General features: G+C 73.3%; 18 protein-coding genes, 1 tRNA gene and 2 pseudogenes. 11 read left to right on the top strand and 10 right to left on the bottom strand.

The window, feature by feature from the left end:
• A partial coding sequence (locus OP86_RS25060; RefSeq protein WP_033333277.1) for a helix-turn-helix domain-containing protein occupies positions 1-187 on the top strand: 187 nt, incomplete at its 5' end.
• A 413-nt stretch (positions 188-600) separates the two neighbouring features.
• Here the strand turns inward: OP86_RS25060 and OP86_RS25055 are convergent.
• The 4 genes from OP86_RS25055 to OP86_RS39260 form a co-directional block, all read right to left on the bottom strand.
• Positions 601-674: transfer RNA gene (locus OP86_RS25055), tRNA-Pro, on the bottom strand.
• 100 nt (positions 675-774) lie between these two features.
• A complete protein-coding gene (locus OP86_RS25050; protein ID WP_030060020.1) occupies positions 775-1,719 on the bottom strand; it encodes a metallophosphoesterase in 945 nt (314 codons plus the stop codon).
• Positions 1,719-2,462, bottom strand: coding sequence for a CGNR zinc finger domain-containing protein (locus OP86_RS25045; protein WP_063832455.1), 744 nt, complete (start codon positions 2,460-2,462; stop codon positions 1,719-1,721). The genes OP86_RS25050 and OP86_RS25045 overlap by 1 nt, the downstream gene beginning before the upstream one ends.
• A gap of 33 nt (positions 2,463-2,495) precedes the next feature.
• Positions 2,496-2,657 carry a beta-ketoacyl synthase N-terminal-like domain-containing protein gene (locus tag OP86_RS39260; RefSeq protein ID WP_199815217.1) on the bottom strand — a complete coding sequence of 54 codons (162 nt, stop codon included), beginning with the start codon at positions 2,655-2,657 and terminating at the stop codon, positions 2,496-2,498.
• A 232-nt stretch (positions 2,658-2,889) separates the two neighbouring features.
• Here OP86_RS39260 and OP86_RS25040 point away from each other — a divergent pair, with 232 nt between their 5' ends.
• A complete protein-coding gene (locus OP86_RS25040; RefSeq protein WP_030060017.1) occupies positions 2,890-3,342 on the top strand; it encodes a GatB/YqeY domain-containing protein in 453 nt (150 codons plus the stop codon).
• A gap of 243 nt (positions 3,343-3,585) precedes the next feature.
• On the opposite strand, the gene OP86_RS25035 is transcribed toward OP86_RS25040, so the two are convergent.
• Positions 3,586-5,817 (bottom strand): transglycosylase domain-containing protein, encoded by a 2,232-nt coding sequence (locus OP86_RS25035; RefSeq protein ID WP_030259223.1) that lies wholly within the window; start codon positions 5,815-5,817, stop codon positions 3,586-3,588.
• A 501-nt stretch (positions 5,818-6,318) separates the two neighbouring features.
• Between OP86_RS25035 and OP86_RS25030 the strand changes: the two genes are divergently transcribed.
• A complete protein-coding gene (locus OP86_RS25030; RefSeq protein WP_033333275.1) occupies positions 6,319-6,642 on the top strand; it encodes a WhiB family transcriptional regulator in 324 nt (107 codons plus the stop codon).
• A gap of 96 nt (positions 6,643-6,738) precedes the next feature.
• Here the strand turns inward: OP86_RS25030 and bagB are convergent, their stop codons facing one another.
• Together bagB and bagA are read right to left on the bottom strand one after the other, a co-directional pair.
• Positions 6,739-7,971, bottom strand: coding sequence for an ATPase BagB (gene bagB, locus OP86_RS25025; RefSeq protein WP_030060014.1), 1,233 nt, complete (start codon positions 7,969-7,971; stop codon positions 6,739-6,741).
• Entirely contained in the window at positions 7,968-9,041 is a 1,074-nt protein-coding gene (gene bagA, locus OP86_RS25020) for an ATPase BagA (RefSeq protein WP_051830563.1), read from the bottom strand. Before bagA ends, bagB begins: the two co-directional genes overlap by 4 nt.
• 213 nt (positions 9,042-9,254) lie before the next feature.
• Here bagA and sp36 point away from each other — a divergent pair, with 213 nt between their 5' ends.
• The 5 genes from sp36 to OP86_RS25000 all read left to right on the top strand — a co-directional run bounded on the left by sp36 (position 9,255) and on the right by OP86_RS25000 (position 12,005).
• Positions 9,255-9,413: a Sp36 family protein gene (gene sp36, locus OP86_RS36090; protein ID WP_094743074.1), complete on the top strand. Its 159-nt coding sequence runs from the start codon at positions 9,255-9,257 to the stop codon at positions 9,411-9,413.
• Positions 9,410-9,877 carry a RidA family protein gene (locus tag OP86_RS25015; RefSeq protein ID WP_030060012.1) on the top strand — a complete coding sequence of 156 codons (468 nt, stop codon included), beginning with the start codon at positions 9,410-9,412 and terminating at the stop codon, positions 9,875-9,877. The genes sp36 and OP86_RS25015 overlap by 4 nt, the downstream gene beginning before the upstream one ends.
• 63 nt (positions 9,878-9,940) lie before the next feature.
• Complete coding sequence (locus tag OP86_RS25010) at positions 9,941-10,807, top strand: NUDIX hydrolase (protein WP_030060011.1); 867 nt, start codon at positions 9,941-9,943, stop codon at positions 10,805-10,807.
• 75 nt (positions 10,808-10,882) lie between these two features.
• Positions 10,883-11,098 (top strand): hypothetical protein, encoded by a 216-nt coding sequence (locus tag OP86_RS25005; RefSeq protein WP_033333272.1) that lies wholly within the window; start codon positions 10,883-10,885, stop codon positions 11,096-11,098.
• 73 nt (positions 11,099-11,171) lie between these two features.
• The gene (locus OP86_RS25000) at positions 11,172-12,005 is read left to right on the top strand and encodes an MBL fold metallo-hydrolase (protein WP_030060010.1); all 834 of its coding nucleotides are present in this window, start codon (positions 11,172-11,174) and stop codon (positions 12,003-12,005) included.
• A 129-nt stretch (positions 12,006-12,134) separates the two neighbouring features.
• Here the strand turns inward: OP86_RS25000 and OP86_RS24995 are convergent, their stop codons facing one another.
• Both OP86_RS24995 and OP86_RS24990 read right to left on the bottom strand, forming a co-directional pair.
• The gene (locus OP86_RS24995) at positions 12,135-12,809 is read right to left on the bottom strand and encodes a Crp/Fnr family transcriptional regulator (RefSeq protein ID WP_030060009.1); all 675 of its coding nucleotides are present in this window, start codon (positions 12,807-12,809) and stop codon (positions 12,135-12,137) included.
• Between the two features lie 192 nt (positions 12,810-13,001).
• Complete coding sequence (locus OP86_RS24990; protein WP_030259236.1) at positions 13,002-14,009, bottom strand: ArsR/SmtB family transcription factor; 1,008 nt, start codon at positions 14,007-14,009, stop codon at positions 13,002-13,004.
• A 111-nt stretch (positions 14,010-14,120) separates the two neighbouring features.
• Between OP86_RS24990 and OP86_RS24985 the strand changes: the two genes are divergently transcribed.
• Positions 14,121-14,945 carry an isocitrate lyase/PEP mutase family protein gene (locus OP86_RS24985; RefSeq protein ID WP_030060008.1) on the top strand — a complete coding sequence of 275 codons (825 nt, stop codon included), beginning with the start codon at positions 14,121-14,123 and terminating at the stop codon, positions 14,943-14,945.
• A 28-nt stretch (positions 14,946-14,973) separates the two neighbouring features.
• Here OP86_RS24985 and OP86_RS33060 read toward each other — a convergent pair.
• Positions 14,974-15,590: pseudogene (locus tag OP86_RS33060) on the bottom strand (RraA family protein).
• A 230-nt stretch (positions 15,591-15,820) separates the two neighbouring features.
• On the opposite strand from OP86_RS33060, the gene nth reads away from it, so the two are divergent.
• Both nth and OP86_RS24970 read left to right on the top strand, forming a co-directional pair.
• Complete coding sequence (gene nth, locus OP86_RS24975) at positions 15,821-16,717, top strand: endonuclease III (protein WP_078589131.1); 897 nt, start codon at positions 15,821-15,823, stop codon at positions 16,715-16,717.
• A pseudogene (locus OP86_RS24970) lies at positions 16,648-17,448 on the top strand (NUDIX hydrolase); the annotation flags it as partial. The gene nth and the pseudogene OP86_RS24970, both read left to right, overlap by 70 nt.

The following is a 17,448-nucleotide window of genomic DNA, read 5'->3' as shown; positions in this document are numbered from 1 at the left end:
CACCGCCCCGCAGTCCCCCCTCACCCCCCAGGAACTCCAGATCGCCCGCCTCGCCGCCCAGGGCCTCACCAACCGCGACATCGCCGCCCAGCTCTTCCTCAGCCCCCGAACCGTCGCCCACCACCTCTACAAGGCCTACCCGAAGCTCGACATCACCTCCCGCACCGAACTCGCCACCGCCCTCTGACCCCCCGCACCAGAGGGCGGAGGCCGGTGTTTCCTTTCTGACGTTGTCGCAGTTGGTGGCGGGTTCGACGCTGAAGCGTGGCCGGTTGCTTCCGGGGTCGTAGCCCGGAGGCTGGAGGACCACCCGATGAAGAAGGCCCCGACTCGATCGAGTCGGGGCCTTTTCCGTTGCCGGGATCGCCGCGGCGGTGAGGGCCGGCGCTCGGCGGGCCTTCGGTGGTTGGGAAGTGGTTCCGTAGCGCCCGGGGTGCCGCCGGGCCCTCCGAGGCGGCCTCGGGTGTTGGTCCGGTCGGTGGAGGGACGGGCGGGCGGTCCAGGCAGCGGTGCCGGATGGGCTGAGGCTCGGTCACTCAGTTGGTCGCGCACGACGACAGAGGCCCTGCCGGATTTCTCCGGCAGGGCCTCTGCACTGGGTCGGGGTGGCGGGATTTGAACCCACGGCCTCTTCGTCCCGAACGAAGCGCGCTACCAAGCTGCGCCACACCCCGGTCTTGCGTTTTGTTGCTCTGTCTCCGTCGCAACGAGTAGAACTCTACCGGACGCTCGCCGAGACACGAAATCCGGTTTCGGGCGGGCGTCCGGTGGGGGTCAGCGGGGGGCCGGGGTGAGGGTGAGGAGGGTGGCTTCGGGGGGGCAGGCGAAGCGGACGGGGGTGTAGCGGTTGGTGCCGCAGCCGGCGGAGACGTGGAGGTGGGAACGGTGGCCGCCGGCGATGTGGGTGGAGAGGCCCTTGACCCGGCGGGTGTCGATGTCGCAGTTGGTGACCAGGGCGCCGTAGAAGGGGACGCAGAGCTGGCCGCCGTGGGTGTGGCCGGCGAGGATCAGGGGGTAGCGGTCGGCGGTGAAGGCGTCGAGGACGCGCAGGTAGGGCGCGTGGACGACGGCGAGGGAGAGGTCGGCGTCCGGGGAGGGGCCGCCGGCGACGTCGCTGTAGCGGTCGCGGCGGATGTGCGGGTCGTCGAGGCCGGTGAACTCGAGGTCGAGGCCGTTGAGGGTGAGGCGGCCGCGGGTGTTGGTGAGGTCGAGCCAGCCGGCCGCGTCGAAGCCGTCGCGGAGCTTCTCCCAGGGGTTGTGGACGGCGCCGGTGATGCCGCGGCGGGCGGTGCCGTCGGGGTTGTTCATGCCGTGGGCGCCGCTGCGCATGGCCTGGAGGTAGCGGGCCGGGTTCTTGCGGGCCGGGCCGTAGTAGTCGTTGGAGCCGAAGACGTAGACGCCCGGGAACTCCATGAGCGGCCCGAGCGCGTCGAGGGTGGCCGGGACGCCGAGCGGGTCGGAGAGGTTGTCGCCGGTGTTGACCACGAGGTCGGGGCGCAGGCCGGCGAGGCTCTTCAGCCAGCGCTGCTTCTTGCCCTGCCCGCTCACCATGTGGATGTCGGACACCTGCAGGATCCGGAGGGGCCGGGCGCCGCGGGGGAGGACGGGGACCTCGACCCGGCGGAGGCGGAAGGCCCGGACCTCGTACCCGGCGGAGTAGGCGAGGCAGGCGGCGCCGGCGGCGGCGATGCCGAGGGGAACGGAGTACAGCGGTCGCATCAGCCCATGCTCTCAGACGGTGGATCAGCCGGTGAACGCCCGGCGGACGGGATGGCGGACGGGATGGCGGACGGGATGGCGGAGGGGATGGAGGACGGTAGGGGCGAGGGCGGGGGCGAAGGCGATTCCTCGGTTTCGCGGCGGGCGCGCAGGGCGCGGACCTTGTGGCGGTTGCCGCAGCGTTCCATCGAGCACCAGCGCCGACGGCCGGGCCGTGAGGTGTCGACGAAGATCAGTTGGCAGTTGTGCGCGCCGCACTCGCGGATCCGGTCCGCGTACGGGCCGGTGAGCAGCGCGATGGCGTCCCGGGCGAGGGTGGAGACCAGCTGGGAGCCGTCGGCGGGCAGCGGGGCGGCGGCCGTGCCGTCCGGGGCGATCCGGGGGACCAGCGGTGGGCGCTCCGCGGCCCGGTTGAGAGTGGCGTAGTCCTCGGCGGCGCCGGTGTTGCCATGGGCGCGGGCGGCGGTGAGGCGCCAGAGCGCGTCGCGCAGGGTGCGGGCGGCGGTCAGCTCGTCGGCGGTGACCCGGACGGTGTCGGCGGGCAGCCGCAGCCGGGACAGCGGGAGCCAGGCCGTGAGGTCAGCGGGCCGGTGCAGGGCCTCGTAGCGGGTGTACGGGCCGGGGCCGCCGGTGGTGAGCAGTTCGAGGCAGAGGGCGCCGGGGTCGAAGTGGAAGCGGGTGCCCGCGGGGGTGGTGAGGACCAGCCCGGGCGGGGTGGTGTTCCGGTCGTCTCCGTCGGTCATGGGGGCCAGGATAGGTGTAACCGGGTAAACGGGTTACGGCGCTGTCCGCTGTCCGCCGGCGCGCATGGCGGCGAAGGCGGCGGCGCCCAGCGGGTGGACGCCCGCGTCCGCGCCGCCCGCCACCACGACGTCGGCGCGGCCGAGCCGGATCAGGTCCAGCGAATTCCGGCTGTTCTGCCGGGAGTGTGCTGGCATTGTCGGCCGTGCCGGCCGGATCCCACCGGCCCCTCCCGACCCCTCCCGACCCCCACCGGCCCCTCCCGACCCCCACCGGCCCCTCCCGGCCGTGACCGGCCATCGGCGGACGCGTCGTCACTCGTCGGCGGGCCGTCCCTGACGGGGCATACTCGTTCACCTGTGCAAACCGCAGTGGATGCCCGGTGGAAACCTGGTTGAGACTCCTACAGCCGAAGGATAAGAAGAGGAAATGACAACGCTCAAGGAGCAGCTGCAGGAAGACCTCACGGCTGCCATCAGGGACCGGGACGAGCTGCGCGCGTCCACCGTCCGGCTCACGCTGTCCGCCGTCACCAGCGAGGAGGTGGCGGGCAAGCAGAAGCGCGAGCTGTCCGACGCCGAGGTGCTGAAGGTGATCGGCCGCGAGGCGAAGAAGCGCCGGGAGGCCGCCGAGGCCTTCGACGGCGCCGGCCGTACCGACCAGGCGGCCCGGGAGCGGGCGGAGGGCGAGCTGCTCGCGACCTACCTGCCCAAGCAGCTCTCCGACGAGGAGCTGGCCGGGATCGTCGCGGCCGCCGTGGCGGAGACCGGGGCGACCGGTCCGCAGGCGATGGGCGCCGTGATGAAGCTGGTGAAGCCCCAGGTGGAAGGCCTGGCCGAGGGCGGCCGGGTCGCCGCCGCCGTGAAGGCCGCGCTGTCCTGACCCCGGGAGCCTGGGCGGCCCGGGCCTCCCAGGCAGCCCCGGTCGAGCCGACTCCGGCCGGAGCCGAGCGCCCCGCAAGGGCCGGCAAGGGGCCCCCAGGCCCTGACGGACCGTCACCCGGCAACACGCCGAAGGGGCGCCCTCCGAACCGGAGGACGCCCCTTCAGTCTGCTCCACGGGCCCTACGGGCTCCACGGGCCCTACCGGCGCTGCCTTCCGCGCCCCCTGCCCGGACGGGCTCGGTCAGCCGTTCCCGCCGCCGTGCTTGCCGCCGCCGATCATGCCCGGCGGGAAGGTGAACCCGCCGCCGATCATCCCGCCGGCGTTGTTGCCACCGCCGGGGTTGCCAGCCGGCGGCGGCGGGTTGCCGGCCGGCGGCTGGGGCTGGGCGTTCGGGTCGGCCGGCGGGGTGGCCGGGTCCGGCTTGGGCATGTCCGGGATGGCCGCCGTGGGCAGCTGCTGTACCGGGGAGCCCTTCAGGGCCTGGTTCATCGCCATGCGCCAGATCGGGCCGGGGCCGGTGGCGCCGAACACCTCGGGGAAGGTGGTGGGGCCGATCTTGATGTTCTTCATCGGCACACCGCCGGCCGGGCCTCCGAGCCAGACCGAGGTGGCCAGCTGCGGGGTGTAGCCGCTGAACCAGGCGGCGCGCTTCTCGTCCGAGGTACCGGTCTTGCCGGCGATCGGGCGGCCGTCCTCCAGGCCGAGGTCCTTACCGGTGCCCTTCTCGGTCACACCGCTCAGCACGGTGTTGAGGGAGTCAGCGGTCTGCTCGGAGAAGGCCTGGCTGCACGCCGACTGCGGGACGGGCACGTCCTTGCCGTCCACCGTGCTGATCTTGTTGATGGCGATCGGGGTGCAGTACTTGCCGCGCGCGGCGAAGGTCGCGTAGACGTTCGCCATGGTCAGCGGGGACATCTCCTGCACGCCGAGGCCCATGGAGGGGACCTCTTCGATGGGCTTGCCGCTCGCCTTGGCGGTGATGCCGAGCTTGTTGGCCATCTGCTTCACCGGGCAGAGGCCCATGTCGGCCTCCATCTCGACGAAGTAGGTGTTGACCGACATGGCCATCGCCGTCTTGAGGTCGTAGGGGCCCTTCTCGTTCTCGGACTCGTTGGGCACGGTCCGGGCCTTGCCCTTCTCCATGTTCTTCCAGGTGCCCTCGCAGGTCTTCACCGTCGGCCACTCGATGCGGTTCTCCGACTTGTACTGCTGGGTCGCCGGGATCCCGGACTCCAGTGCGGCGGCGGCCACGATCGGCTTGAAGGTCGATCCGGGCTGGAAGCCGTTGCCGCCGCCCATCGCCGCGTCGACGTTGAGGTTGACGACGGTCTGGTTCTTGTTGGTGTCCAGGCCGTACGGGCGGGTCTGGGCCATCGCGAGGATCTTGCCGCTGCCCGGCTCCATCATGGTCGCGGCGGCCGACACCGGGTCGGTGACGTACACCAGCTTGGTCACCGCGTTCTGCGCCGCGGCCTGCTTGTCCGGGTCCAGGGTGGTGTAGATGTTCAGACCGCCGGTGTCCCAGAGCTTCTTGCGCTCGTCGGCGCTCTTGCCGAAGGCCGGGTCCTGCTTGACCACGTGGCGGACGTAGTCGCAGAAGAAGCCCATGCCGGCCTGGGCGGTGATGCAGCCGTTCTGCGGGTCCTTGTACTTCAGGCCCAGCGGGGCGGCCTTGGCCTCCTTGGCCTGGTCGGCGGTGATGTGCTTGTTCTCGACCATCTTGTCGATCACGACGTTGCGGCGCTTGACCGTGTTGTCGGGGTAGCGCACCGGGTCGTACTGCGACGGGTTCTGGACCAGGCCTGCCAGGGTGGCGGACTCGGCGATGGTCAGGTCCTTGTTGCTCTTGCTGAAGTAGCGCTGGGAGGCGGCCTCGACCCCGTAGGCCTGGTGGCCGTAGAAGGTGATGTTGAGGTAGTTGGTGAGGATCTGATCCTTGCTCAGGTCCTCCTCCAGCTTGATCGCGACCTTGAGCTCCTGGATCTTGCGGCCCAGGGTCTTGCGCTGGGCCTCCAGGACGGCCGCCTGGTCGTCGCCGGCCTTCTCCACGTTGACGTTCTTCACGTACTGCTGGGTCAGCGTCGAGGCACCCTGGGAGGTGGTGCCGCTCTCGGCGTTCTTGCTGACCGCGCGGAGGATGCCCTTGAGGTCGACGGCGCCGTGCTCGTAGAAGCGGGCGTCCTCGATGTCCACCTGGGCGTGCCGCATGAACGGCGACATCTGGTCGGCGGTGAGGACGGTGCGGTCGCGCTCGTAGACCTTGGCGATCAGGCCGCCCTTGGCGTCGAAGATCTGGGTGGCCTGGGTGAGCGGCGGCGTCTTGAAGTCGTCGGGGATGTTGTCGAAGCTCTCCGCCGTGTCCTTGGCGGTCAGCCCCATGGCGCCGACGGCGGGCAGGGCGAGGCCTGCCAGCAGGACTCCGGAGAGCACGCTGACGCCCAGGAACTTCACGCCGTTGCCGACGTGCTCCATCGGTGATCCGCCGCTCCTGTCGCGCGGAGCTCCGGTGTTGCCTGGGGGCTGGGGTGCCTGTGGGCGCTTCGGTGCCATGAGGAGAACCCTACGTCCCGGAATCCCGCACATCGGAGCAGGTGTTCGCCTAGGCTTGTCACAAGCTTGCGACAGCTTCGCTGCGTCAACATCACTCACTCTTGTGGGTGGGGAGAGTTGCCCGAATTGCCCATTGATGGCCGGGTTTTGAGGCAGCTGTGGTCTGCTGTACCCGTGTGAACCGTTGCGCTGAGTGATGACGCCTGTGGCGAGAGTACGGGCTCCGCTTCTGGCAAGTCGTGCGACCTGCGATCACTCCAACGAGTGAGATGACCGATACCCATAGTCCAATCGGGTCATTCGAGATTGAGCCCGAAGGGGCTGTTGCGAGCTGTCGTTCTTCCGTAACGTCCTCAACTGGCAACGGTGAATATGCCGTTGCCGCCGTGGGGGAGCCTCGATACGGGAGAGGACGGCGCCGGGATGGGCTGGGTTGACGACTGGAGTGCGCAGGCCGCCTGCCGCACGAGTGATCCGGACGAACTGTTCGTCCAGGGGGCGGCACAGAACCGCGCGAAGGCGGTCTGCAGCGGCTGCCCGGTGCGGACGGAGTGCCTCGCGGACGCCCTGGACAACCGGGTGGAGTTCGGGGTCTGGGGCGGGATGACGGAGCGCGAGCGCCGGGCGCTGCTGCGCCGCCGCCCGACGGTCATGTCGTGGCGGAGGCTGCTGGAGACGGCCCGCACCGAGTACGAGGAGTCCCTCGCGACCGGCGTGATACTGACGGACTACGCCCAGGCGGGCTGAGCCCGGCCGCACGGACGCCCGGCCGCACCGACGCCGGGCCGACGTCCAAGCCGGCCCCGGGTCGGCCCTGGGCAGGCGCGCCCACGCCGCCCCGCCCTACGAAGCCCCGCTGAGCCGGCCCCCGATGGCCCGCAGCCCCTCCAGGTCGTGCACGTCGCCCGGCAGCGCCGGGACCTCCACGATCGGCACGTCCGGGTACACCGAGACGAAGCGGTCGCGGGTGCGGCGCTCCCGCCCCATGATCTGCATCCGCTCGGCGTGCAGCCTCAGCAGCCCGGCCGCGAGCAGCTCCGCCTCCGGCGAGGAGTGCTCCGAGCCGTTCTCCTCCAGCGCCTCGGCCGCCGCCAGCGCCCGCTCCGCGGTGAGCTGCGGCGCGCCCGTGCCGTGCACCCGGTTGAGCACCAGCCCGGCCAGCGGCATCCGGTCCGCGGCCAGCCGGTCGACGAAGTACGCCGCCTCGCGCAGTGCGTCCCGCTCCGGCGCGGCCACCACCAGGAACGCCGTGCCCGGCGCCTTGAGCAGCTGGTACGTGCGGTCGGCGCGCTCGCGGAAGCCGCCGAACATCGAGTCCATCGCGCTGACGAAGGTCTGCACGTCGGTGAGCAGCTGGGCGCCGAAGATCTTGCCCAGGGTGCCGGTGAGCAGGCCCATCCCGGCGTTCAGGAACCGCATCGCGCTGCGCCCGCCGACCTTGGCCGGGGCGGTCAGGATCCGGATCACCCGGCCGTCCAGGAAGGACCCGAGCCGGTTGGGCGCGTCCAGGAAGTCCAGCGCCGAGCGGGACGGCGGGGTGTCCACGACGATCAGGTCCCACTCCTCGGCGGCGCGCAGCTGCCCGAGCTTCTCCATCGCCATGTACTCCTGCGTGCCCGCGAAGCCGGCCGACAGGGACTGGTAGAACGGGTTCTCCATGATCGCCCTGGCCCGTTCGGGCTCGGCGTGGGCCAGCACGACCTCGTCGAAGGTCCGCTTCATGTCCAGCATCATGGCCTGGAGCTCCCCCTCGCCGGTCACCCCCTTGACCACCCGGGGGGTGTTGTCCAGCTCGGTCAGGCCCATCGACTGGGCGAGCCGGCGGGCCGGATCGATGGTCAGCACCACGACCTTGCGGCCGCGTTCGGCGGCCCGCAGGCCGATCGCCGCGGCGGTGGTCGTCTTGCCGACGCCCCCGGAGCCGCAGCAGACGAGGATCCTGGTCTTCGGGTCGTCGATCAGCTCGTCCACCACGAGCCGCTTCCCGGTGCTCCGCACCCCGCCGGTGCTCATGCCGCCGGTGCTCCGCACCCCGCCGGTGCTCGTGCCATCGGTGCTCGTGCCGTCGGTGCTCATGCCGCCCCCTGCCGCTTCAGTTCGGCCGCCAGCCGGTACAGCGCGCCGAGGTCCACGCCCTCGCCCAGCAGTGGCAGTTCGTACGTCGGGATCCGCAGCTGCTGCAGGTCGGCGCGTTGCGCGCGCTCCAGCTCGACCCGCTCGGCGTGTTCCCTGGCCTGTTCCAGCAGCGGGTCGAGCAGCGGCTCCACCGCCGCCCGGACCGTCTCCGGCTTGCGCGAGCGGCCCCCGAGCCCGGCCTCCCCGAGGGCCAGGGCGACGTCCTCGCGGTGGTCCCCGTCCACCGCGGCCACCGCCGCCGCGTCCAGCAGCGGGGGCCGGACCATGTTGACGATCACCCCGCCCACCGGGAGCCTGGCCTCGCGCAGCTCCCCGATGCCGTCGACCGTCTCCTGCACCGGCATCTCCTCCAGCAGGGTGACCAGGTGCACCGCGGTCTCCGGGGACTTCAGCACCCGCATCACGGCCTGCGCCTGGGTGTGTATCGGGCCGATCCGGGCCAGCCCGGCGACCTCGGCGTTGACGTTCAGGAACCTGGTCAGCCGTCCGGTCGGCGGGGCGTCCATCACCACCGCGTCGTAGCGCCGCCGCCCGTCCGGGTCCTTGCGCCTGGTCGCCTCGCAGGCCTTGCCGGTGAGCAGGACGTCCCGGACGCCGGGCGCGACGGTGGTGGCGAAGTCGACGAAGCCGACCTTCTGCAGCGCCTTGCCGGCCCGGCCGAGCTTGTAGAACATCTCCAGGTACTCCAGCAGCGCCTGCTCGGGGTCGATCGCCAGCGCGAAGACCTCGCCGGCGCCGGCCTCCCCGGCGGGCAGCCCCAGCTGGGCGCGGGAGACCGAGGCGATCCGGCGTTCCTCGTACGGGAGCGCGGCGATCCCGAAGAGCTCGGCGATGCCCTGCCGCCCCTCGACCTCGATCAGCAGTACGCGCCCGCCGTCCGCGGCGAGCGCCAGGGCCAGCGCCGCGGCCAGCGTGGTCTTCCCGGTGCCGCCCTTGCCACTGACCACGTGCAGCCGGACGCCCTCCCAGTCGGGGTCGCGCCGGTCCGCCTGGCCGGGGGTGCGTGCCACGCTCCGTCTCCGTCCGTCTCCGTCCTACGGGCGTCCCCTCCTGCCGAGGGTGCCCCTCACCAGGGTGCCCTCTCGCGAGGGTAACCAGGGACCGCACCGGATGCCCGGAGCACCTGGGGTTGCCAGGCCTGATCATGCCCTCTTTGTGCCCCACCTCACACGCCACCGTCCGCACCGCGCCGATCGCCGCGGCGGCTCGTCTAGAGTCTGGCCATGACCAAGTGGGAATACATGACGGCACCCCTGCTCGTGCACGCCACCAAGCAGATCCTGGACAACTTCGGCGAGGACGGCTGGGAGCTCGTCCAGGTCGTGCCCGGCCCGAACCCGGAGCAGCTGGTGGCCTACTTCAAGCGGGAGAAGAACGCATGAGCCTCGTCGAGTCGAAGCTCGCGGAGCTGGGCCTGACCCTGCCGCCGGTGGCCGCCCCGGTCGCCGCGTACGTGCCGGCCCTGCAGTCCGGTGAGTTCGTGTTCACCTCCGGCCAGCTCCCGGTGGTCGGCGGCAAGCTGGTGAGCACCGGCAAGGTCGGCGCCGAGGTGTCCCCGGAGGAGGCCAAGGAGCTCGCGCAGACCTGCGCGCTGAACGCCCTGGCCGCCGTCAAGTCGGTGATCGGCGACCTCGACCGGATCGAGCGGGTCGTCAAGGTCGTCGGCTTCGTCGCCTCCGCCCCCGACTTCACCGGTCAGCCGGGCGTCGTCAACGGTGCCAGCGAGCTGCTCGGCAAGGTGCTGGGCGCCGCGGGCGTGCACGCCCGCAGCGCCGTCGGCGTCGCGGTGCTGCCGCTGGACGCCCCGGTCGAGGTCGAGCTGCAGGTGCGGGTCAAGACCGGCTGAGTGTGATCGCCGAGGCGGGGTTGGGCCTGTCCAACCCCGCCCCCGTGCGCTTAGCATCCGGGCATGGACCATCGAGCAACGACGCTCCCGATGCCGCCCGGCTGGCCCGCCCGGATCCGGGCGGTCGACTCCGGCGTGCTGACCCCGCCGGTGCCCAGGCCCGCCGCGACCGTCGTGCTGCTGCGCGACGCCGCCGCCGGGCCGGAGGCCTACCTGCTGCGCCGACGCACCTCGATGGCCTTCGCGGCCGGCATGTACGCCTACCCGGGCGGCGGCGTGGACCCGCGGGACGCCGAGGTCGAGCCGGGCTGGGCCGGGCCGTCGCCCGAGGAGTGGGCGCGCCGGCTCGGGGTGGACGACCGGACGGCCCGGGCGGTGGTCTGCGCGGCCGTCCGCGAGACCTTCGAGGAGGCCGGCGTGCTGCTGGCCGGCCCGGACGCGGACAGCGTCGCCGCGCCGCGCGACTGGTCCGCCGAGCGGGCCGCGCTGGAGGCGCACGAACTGTCCTTCGCCGAGTTCCTGCGCGACCACGGCCTGGTGCTGCGCAGCGACCTGCTGGGCGGCTGGGCCCGCTGGGTGACCCCGGAGTTCGAGGAGCGCCGGTACGACACCTGGTTCTTCGTGGCCGCCCTGCCGCCGGGCCAGCGCGCCGCCCTGGAGGTCGGCGAGGCCGACCGGGTCGCCTGGCTGAGCCCGGCCGAGGCGGTCCGGGGGTACGAGGACGGCCGGTTCGGCATGCTGCCGCCGACCGTGACGGTGCTGCGCGAGCTGTCGCAGGTCCGTACGGCCGCCGAGGCGCTGGCCGCGGCCGCCGGCCGTCCGCTGTCACCGGTCCTGGGCCGGGCCGAGGTCCGGGGGGACCGCATGACGGTCCGCTGGCCCGGGTACGACGAGCTGACCATCGACGGGGAGTTCCCCGAGGACTCCTGAACCACCCCTTGCAGTACACCCGCCCGTATCACCGCAGATCACCGCAGATCACCGCAGAGAAAGGACCGACGCCCGATGACCCACAACGACGTGGCTCGCCGGACGGCACCCGAGATGCCCGCCCGCCGCCTGATCCCCCGTACCCCGGCCTGCGACAGCCCGGTCCCGTTCGTCGAGCTGGCGCAGCGCGCCCTCGTCCGGGCACTGCGCGTGAGCGAGCGAAGTGAGCGAGCCATCGAGAGGTGCGCGTTGCGCGAAGCGCCTACCGAGCTCAGCGAGGTGGGCGCGTGAGCGAGCGAAGTGAGCGAGCCATCGAGAGGTGCGCGTTGCGCGAAGCGCCTACCGAGCTCAGCGAGGTGGGCGCATGAGCGGGCTCCTGCCGGGTGACCCCGCCGCCGCCGTCGGCGGCGAGGCCACCCCTCGGGCGCTGTGCGTGCTGGCGCCGAACCCGTCCCCCATGACGCTGGACGGCACCAACACCTGGTTGCTCTCCGAGCCCGGCTCGGACCTCGCCGTGGTGATCGACCCGGGCCCGCTGCACGAGGGCCACCTGCGCCGGGTGATCGACTTCGCGGAGGAGCGGGGCAAGCGGATCGCGCTGACCCTGCTCACCCACGGCCACGCCGACCACTCCGAGGGCGCGGCCCGGTTCGCCGAGCTGACCCGCACCGAGGTGCGGGCCCTGGACCCGGCGCACCGGCTGGGCTCCGAGGGCCTGGTGGGCGGCCAGCGGCTGGACGTCGGCGGCCTGGACCTGCGGGTGGTGGCCACCCCCGGCCACACCTCGGACTCGCTGACCTTCCACCTGCCGGAGGACGGCGCGATCCTCACCGGGGACACCGTGCTCGGCCGGGGCACCACGATGGTCGCGCACCCCGACGGCCGGCTGGGCGACTACCTGGACTCGCTGCGCCGGCTGCACACGATGGCCGCCCAGCACGGCGTACGGACCGTGCTGCCCGGCCACGGCCCGGTCCTCGCGGACGCGCTCGGCGCCGTCGACTACTACCTGGCCCACCGGGCCAACCGGCTCGCCCAGGTGGAGACCGCGGTCGAGTCGGGCTGCCGGACCGCCCCCGAGGTGGTCGCGCGGGTCTACGCCGACGTGGACCGGGCGCTCTGGCCGGCCGCCGAGCTGTCCGTGCGGGCCCAGCTGGACTACCTGGAGGAGCACGGGCTGATCCCGGGCCTCGACTGACCGCGCGCGCCGGGGCCCGCGCGCCGGGGCCCGCGCGCCGGGGCCCGCGCACACCGGGGCCCGCCGCACGGCCTGCGAACGCCGAAGGGCCCGTCCGTCCGGACGGGCCCTTCGCGGTTGCTCGCTGCGTCAGCGCGAGCGGCGCGACAGCCGCTCGACGTCCAGCAGCACCACCGCGCGCGCCTCCAGCTTCAGCCAGCCGCGGCCGGCGAAGTCGGCGAGCGCCTTGTTGACCGTCTCGCGGGAGGCGCCGACCAGCTGGGCCAGCTCCTCCTGGGTGAGGTCGTGGGCGACGTGGATGCCCTCGTCGGACTGCACGCCGAAGCGGCGGGAGAGGTCCAGCAGGGCCTTGGCGACGCGGCCGGGCACGTCGGAGAAGACCAGGTCGGACATCACGTCGTTGGTCCGGCGCAGGCGGCGGGCGATGGCCCGCAGCAGCGCGATGGAGACCTCGGGGCGGGCGTGCAGCCAGGGCTGCAGGTCGCCGTGGCCCAGGCCCAGCAGCTTGACCTCGGTCAGCGCGCTGGCGGTCGCGGTGCGCGGGCCGGGGTCGAACAGCGACAGCTCGCCGATCATCTCGCTGGGGCCGAGGACGGCCAGCATGTTCTCGCGGCCGTCCGGCGAGGCGCGGTGCAGCTTGACCTTGCCCTCCGCGACGACGTACAGCCGGTCGCCCGGGTCGCCCTCGTGGAACAGCGACTCACCACGGGCGAGGGTGACCTCGGTCATGGAAGCGCGCAGCTCGCCGGCCTGTTCGTCGTCGAGTGCCGCGAAGAGTGCGGCGCGCCGCAGAACGTCGTCCACGTGCTTCCTCCTTCTCGGCCGTCCGGCGGGTGGGCCGTCCGGCGCAAGTTCCGTTCAGTGTTCTGCGTCACCAAGCATGGCGCATGTCGCTCCGATCATATGAGGAGGGGGTGTGCCGAGGTGTGCCGTGCGGGGCCATTCGTACCGGAAGGTCATCGTCCGGGGTGCCCCGCACACGCTCCGGGAGGTGGGCTATTCGAATGCCCGTCCGCCCTGGTCGAACAGGGAATCGCCCACCGCCGTACGAGCGTGGAGGATGGCGTGGCCCGCACGGTGGGCGCTGGTCAGACCCGCCGCGCGCAGGGCGGTGAGGTGCTGGGAGACCCCGGCCGGGGACAGTCCGGTGCGGTGGGCCAGCTCGGTGGTCGAGCCCGGGGAGTCCAGTTCGGCCAGCAGCCGGGCGCGGGAGCGGCCGAGGACCCCGGCCAGCGCGTCCACCCGGTCCGCGGTGCCCGGCGGGCGTTCCCACAGGGTGGCCGTGCCGCGGGCCGGGTAGATCAGCTGCGGCGGGTCCGGCGGCAGGACCCGGGTGAGCACCCGCGGCCAGGCGAAGGCCGAGGGCAGGAGCAGCAGCCCGGCCCCGGCGCTCAGCCGGGTCACCCCGCAGTGCCGCTGCTCCAGCCGCAGCGCGGCGCCGTCCCAGCGGACCGTCTCGTGCAGCTCGCCCAGCATCCGCGCGGTGCCGTGCTCGGCGGCCTGCCGGGAGCGGCGGAAGACGTCCGCCGCGAGCAGCGCGCGGATCCGGGCCCAGTGCGGGGCGAGCGCCAGCTCCCAGTACGCCTCGACGTCCGCGGCCAGCCGGGGGAGCTGCCCGGCCGGGTCGCGGTACAGCGGCGCCAGTACGGCCGGCAGCCGGCCACCGGCCTCGGCGGCCAGGATGTCGAGGTCGGCCCGGACCTGCTCGGCGCCGGTGGCGGTGATCGCGGCCAGCTCCTCGGCGAGGGTGGGGGAGAAGCCGGCCGGGGCGGGGTTGAGGAAGTCCGGCAGGTGGCCGGTGGGCGATACCAGCGCGGCCAGCCGTTCCAGCGCCGGCCCGGCGCCGGCCGGCCGCTCGCGGACCTGCCCGGCCCAGCGGCGGTGCAGCGCCGGGACGGGGGAGTGGGCGAGGGCGCGCAGACTGGTCACCACCTCCTGCATCGGGGAGACGGCGAACCGGGTCAGCGCCAAGTCCTGGGCGGAGAACTGCAGTTCGGTACGCATCCGGGCCCCCTCCGCGGAAGATTCAGCCCCAGCTTAATCACTGGCAGGGCCGGCGGCGCCGGGTGCAGGATGCCTGCGTCCCCACCGATCCGTACGAAAGCCGGTGCCTCCATGCCCACCACCACCGAGTCCCGCGCGCGGGCGCTGCGGCTGCGCGAGCTCATCGCGGACGGCGTGCTCCTGCTGCCCAACGCCTGGGACGCGGGCAGTGCCGCCGTGATCGCCTCGGCCGGCGCGCAGGCGGTCGCCACCACCAGCGGCGGCGTCTCCTGGTCGCTCGGGCACGGCGACGGCCAGCGGCTCGACCGGGCGTCGGCGGTCGAGGCGGCCCGTCGGATCGTCGCGGCGGTCGACCTGCCGGTCACCGTCGACGCCGAGGGCGGGTACGGGCCGCTGCCCGCCGACGTGGCCGCGACCGTCACCGCCCTGGTCGGGGTGGGTGCGGCCGGCGTCAACCTGGAGGACTCGACGGCCGTCGGCGGCCCGCTCTTCCCGGTCGCCGAGCAGGCCGAGCGGCTGCGCGCGGCCCGTACGGCGGCGGCCGGGGCCGGACTGCCCGAGCTGGTGGTCAACGCCCGCACCGACGTCTTCCTGTTCGGGCTGGGCGGGCTCGACGACGTCCTGCAGCGGGCCGAGGCCTACGCCGAGGCCGGTGCCGACGGCCTGTTCGTCCCCGGGCTGCTGGACCTCGACGTCCTCGCCGAGCTGTGCGGGCGCTCGGAGCTGCCGGTGAACGCGATGGCCGTCCCGGGCGGGCCGACCATGGCCGAACTCGCCGCCACGGGGGTGCGGCGGATCAGCCTCGGCACCGCCCTCGCCCAGCTCTCGTACACCGCGGCCCGCCGCGCCGCCGCCGAACTCCTCGGCGCCGGGACGCTGACCGAGCTCGACGGGGCGCTCGGCTTCGGGGAGCTGAACGGGCTGTACCGGGGCTGATCCCGGCCGGCCTTCGGTCGCGCGCGGGTCAGCCCTGGAAGCCCAGCTCGGCGAGGGCCCGGTCGATCCGGGCGCGGTGCGCGGCCTCCCAGTCGTCCAGGGTCTCGTCGGCTTCCTTGGCCAGCTTCGCCCGGGCCGCCTCCAGGACCCGCTCCCGGTCGGCGGCGGGCACCACCACGACGCCCTCCTCGTCGGCCACCACGAGGTCGCCGGCCGCGACCCGCACGCCGCCGCAGAGCACCTCGGCGCCGTGCGTGCCCAGGGCCTCCTTCGCCCCCGGGATCGGGATCACCCCCCGCGCGACGACCGGGAAGCCCAGCTCCCGCACCTCGCCGAGGTCACGGATCAGGCCGTCGGCCACGAAGGCCGCCACACCCCGGCGCTGCGCCACGGCGCACACGTTCCCGCCGGCCAGCGCGTAGTCGAGGGCGCCGGACTCGACCACGATCACCGACCCGGGCCGGGCTCGGTGGATCGCCGCGTGCACCATCAGGTTGTCCCCGGGCGGGCACCGCACGGTGAAGGCCGGTCCGGCCACCGGGGCATCCCGGCCCACAGCGGCCGCATCCCGACGTCCATGACCCGCTCGCGGCCCAGAACGTCGGCCAGCGTGGTGGTGGGGATGTCCTTGAAGTCCTCGTCCATGCGTCCTCGTTCTCCGATCGTCGGATCGTCGGCTCGTCGGCTCGTCGGTCCGTGGGTCCGTCGGTTCGTCGGTTCGTCGGAAGACTAGTGATCCCGGGTCCGGCGGGCCGACCTCACCAGGGCCGCGTCCGGCCTCCTCGGCGCCCCGCGCCGACAACACGCCCTGGCCAAGCCCGCTTTCCGTACTTGATCCGCCCCACCCGGCCTGCCCGTCGGCGTAGCCTTCGTGCATGGCAGAGAGCAAGGTCCGGAAAGCGGCGGAGCCGAAAGCCGAGCCGGCGGTGAAGAAGGCGGCGAGGAAGCCCGCCGTGAAGCCGAGGAAGCCCGAGTCGCACCTGGCGATGGTGCGGCGGGCCCGGAGGATCAACCGCGAGCTGGCGGAGCTGTACCCGTACGCGCACCCGGAGCTGGACTTCGAGAACCCCTTCCAACTGCTGGTGGCCACCGTGCTGTCGGCGCAGACCACCGACCTGCGGGTGAACCAGACCACCCCGGCGCTGTTCGCGAAGTACCCGACGCCGGAGGACATGGCCGCGGCGAACCCGGAGGAGCTGGAGGAGATCATCCGTCCGACCGGCTTCTTCCGGAACAAGGCGAAGTCGCTGATCGGCCTCTCGATCGCGCTGCGCGACGAGTTCGACGGCGAGGTCCCGGGCCGCCTGGCCGACCTGGTGACCCTGCCCGGCGTCGGCCGCAAGACCGCCAACGTCGTTCTTGGCAACGCCTTCGGCGTCCCCGGCATCACCGTCGACACCCACTTCGGCCGACTGGCCCGGCGGTTCGGCTGGACGGCCGAGGAGGACCCGGTGAAGGTCGAGGCGGCCGTCGCCGAGATCTTCCCGAAGTCGGAGTGGACGATGCTCTCGCACCGCGTGGTCTTCCACGGCCGCCGGATCTGCCACTCCCAGAAGCCCGCCTGCGGAGCCTGCCCGATCGCACCGCTCTGCCCCGCGTACGGCGAGGGCGTGACCGACCCGGAGCAGGCGCGCAAGCTGCTCAAGTACGAGATGGGCGGACAGCCCGGGCAGCGGCTGAGGCCGCCGGCCGACTTCCCCGGCGAGGCGGCCGCCCGCGCCGACGCCGCCGCCCACCACGGGCAGGTCGCGGACCTGGCGGTGGGCGCATGAGTGGGCGGGCCATCGAGCAGGACGACCTGCCGACCTGGCTGGAGCCGGTCCGGGTGGCGGCCGAGCGGGTGCTGCCGGAGCAGCTGAGCCGCTTCCTGCCGCCGCCCGACGGCGGCCGCGCGGCGGCGGTGCTGATGCTGTTCGGCGAGGGCCCGGAGGGGCCGGACCTGCTGCTGATCGAGCGGGCCCGTTCGCTGCGTTCGCACGCCGGCCAGCCGTCCTTCCCGGGCGGCGCGCTGGACCCGGAGGACGGCGACCCGGACGGCCCGGGCCCGATCGCGGCGGCGCTGCGCGAGGCCTGGGAGGAGACCGGCCTGGATCCGGCCGGGGTGCAGGTGTTCGCGGCGCTTCCCCGGCTGTTCATCCCGGTGAGCCGCTTCGTGGTGACCCCGGTGCTCGGCTGGTGGCGCGAGGAGTCGCCGGTGCGCCCGGTGGACGCGGGCGAGACCGGCGCGGTGTTCCGGGTGCCGATCGCCGACCTGGCCGACCCGGCGAACCGGGTGCGGCTGCGCCATCCGTCCGGCCACATCGGCCCGGCCTTCGCGGTCGCCGGGCGGCTGGTCTGGGGCTTCACCGCCGGGGTGATCGACCGGGTGCTGCACCACAGCGGCTTGGAGCTGCCCTGGGACCCGTCCCGGATCGTCGACCTCTCGGACGAGGCGCTCGCCCTCGTCCAGGGCGACCTGGAGCACTCCCGGGTGCTGCCGGGCGGCGACGCCGACTCCTCTTGA

Origin of the sequence: Streptomyces novaecaesareae (assembly GCF_000716875.1) — a bacterium.
GTDB classification, from domain to species: Bacteria; Actinomycetota; Actinomycetes; order Streptomycetales; family Streptomycetaceae; genus Kitasatospora; species Kitasatospora novaecaesareae.
Note: the sequence above shows the minus strand (reverse complement) of the source record. Positions and strands in the feature narration are given on the sequence as shown.

Coding starts and splice junctions, on each gene's coding strand:
- OP86_RS25030 (WP_033333275.1), top strand. CDS start 6,319: ATGGGCTGGGTTGACGACTGGAGTGCGCAGGCCGCCTGCCGCACGAGT.
- nth (WP_078589131.1), top strand. CDS start 15,821: ATGGCAGAGAGCAAGGTCCGGAAAGCGGCGGAGCCGAAAGCCGAGCCG.
- OP86_RS24990 (WP_030259236.1), bottom strand. CDS start 14,009: ATGCGTACCGAACTGCAGTTCTCCGCCCAGGACTTGGCGCTGACCCGG.
- OP86_RS25000 (WP_030060010.1), top strand. CDS start 11,172: ATGAGCGGGCTCCTGCCGGGTGACCCCGCCGCCGCCGTCGGCGGCGAG.
- sp36 (WP_094743074.1), top strand. CDS start 9,255: ATGACCAAGTGGGAATACATGACGGCACCCCTGCTCGTGCACGCCACC.
- OP86_RS25050 (WP_030060020.1), bottom strand. CDS start 1,719: ATGCGACCGCTGTACTCCGTTCCCCTCGGCATCGCCGCCGCCGGCGCC.
- bagB (WP_030060014.1), bottom strand. CDS start 7,971: ATGAGCACCGACGGCACGAGCACCGATGGCACGAGCACCGGCGGGGTG.
- OP86_RS25035 (WP_030259223.1), bottom strand. CDS start 5,817: ATGGAGCACGTCGGCAACGGCGTGAAGTTCCTGGGCGTCAGCGTGCTC.
- OP86_RS25005 (WP_033333272.1), top strand. CDS start 10,883: ATGACCCACAACGACGTGGCTCGCCGGACGGCACCCGAGATGCCCGCC.
- OP86_RS25045 (WP_063832455.1), bottom strand. CDS start 2,462: ATGACCGACGGAGACGACCGGAACACCACCCCGCCCGGGCTGGTCCTC.
- OP86_RS25010 (WP_030060011.1), top strand. CDS start 9,941: ATGGACCATCGAGCAACGACGCTCCCGATGCCGCCCGGCTGGCCCGCC.
- OP86_RS39260 (WP_199815217.1), bottom strand. CDS start 2,657: ATGCCAGCACACTCCCGGCAGAACAGCCGGAATTCGCTGGACCTGATC.
- OP86_RS24985 (WP_030060008.1), top strand. CDS start 14,121: ATGCCCACCACCACCGAGTCCCGCGCGCGGGCGCTGCGGCTGCGCGAG.
- OP86_RS25015 (WP_030060012.1), top strand. CDS start 9,410: ATGAGCCTCGTCGAGTCGAAGCTCGCGGAGCTGGGCCTGACCCTGCCG.
- OP86_RS25040 (WP_030060017.1), top strand. CDS start 2,890: ATGACAACGCTCAAGGAGCAGCTGCAGGAAGACCTCACGGCTGCCATC.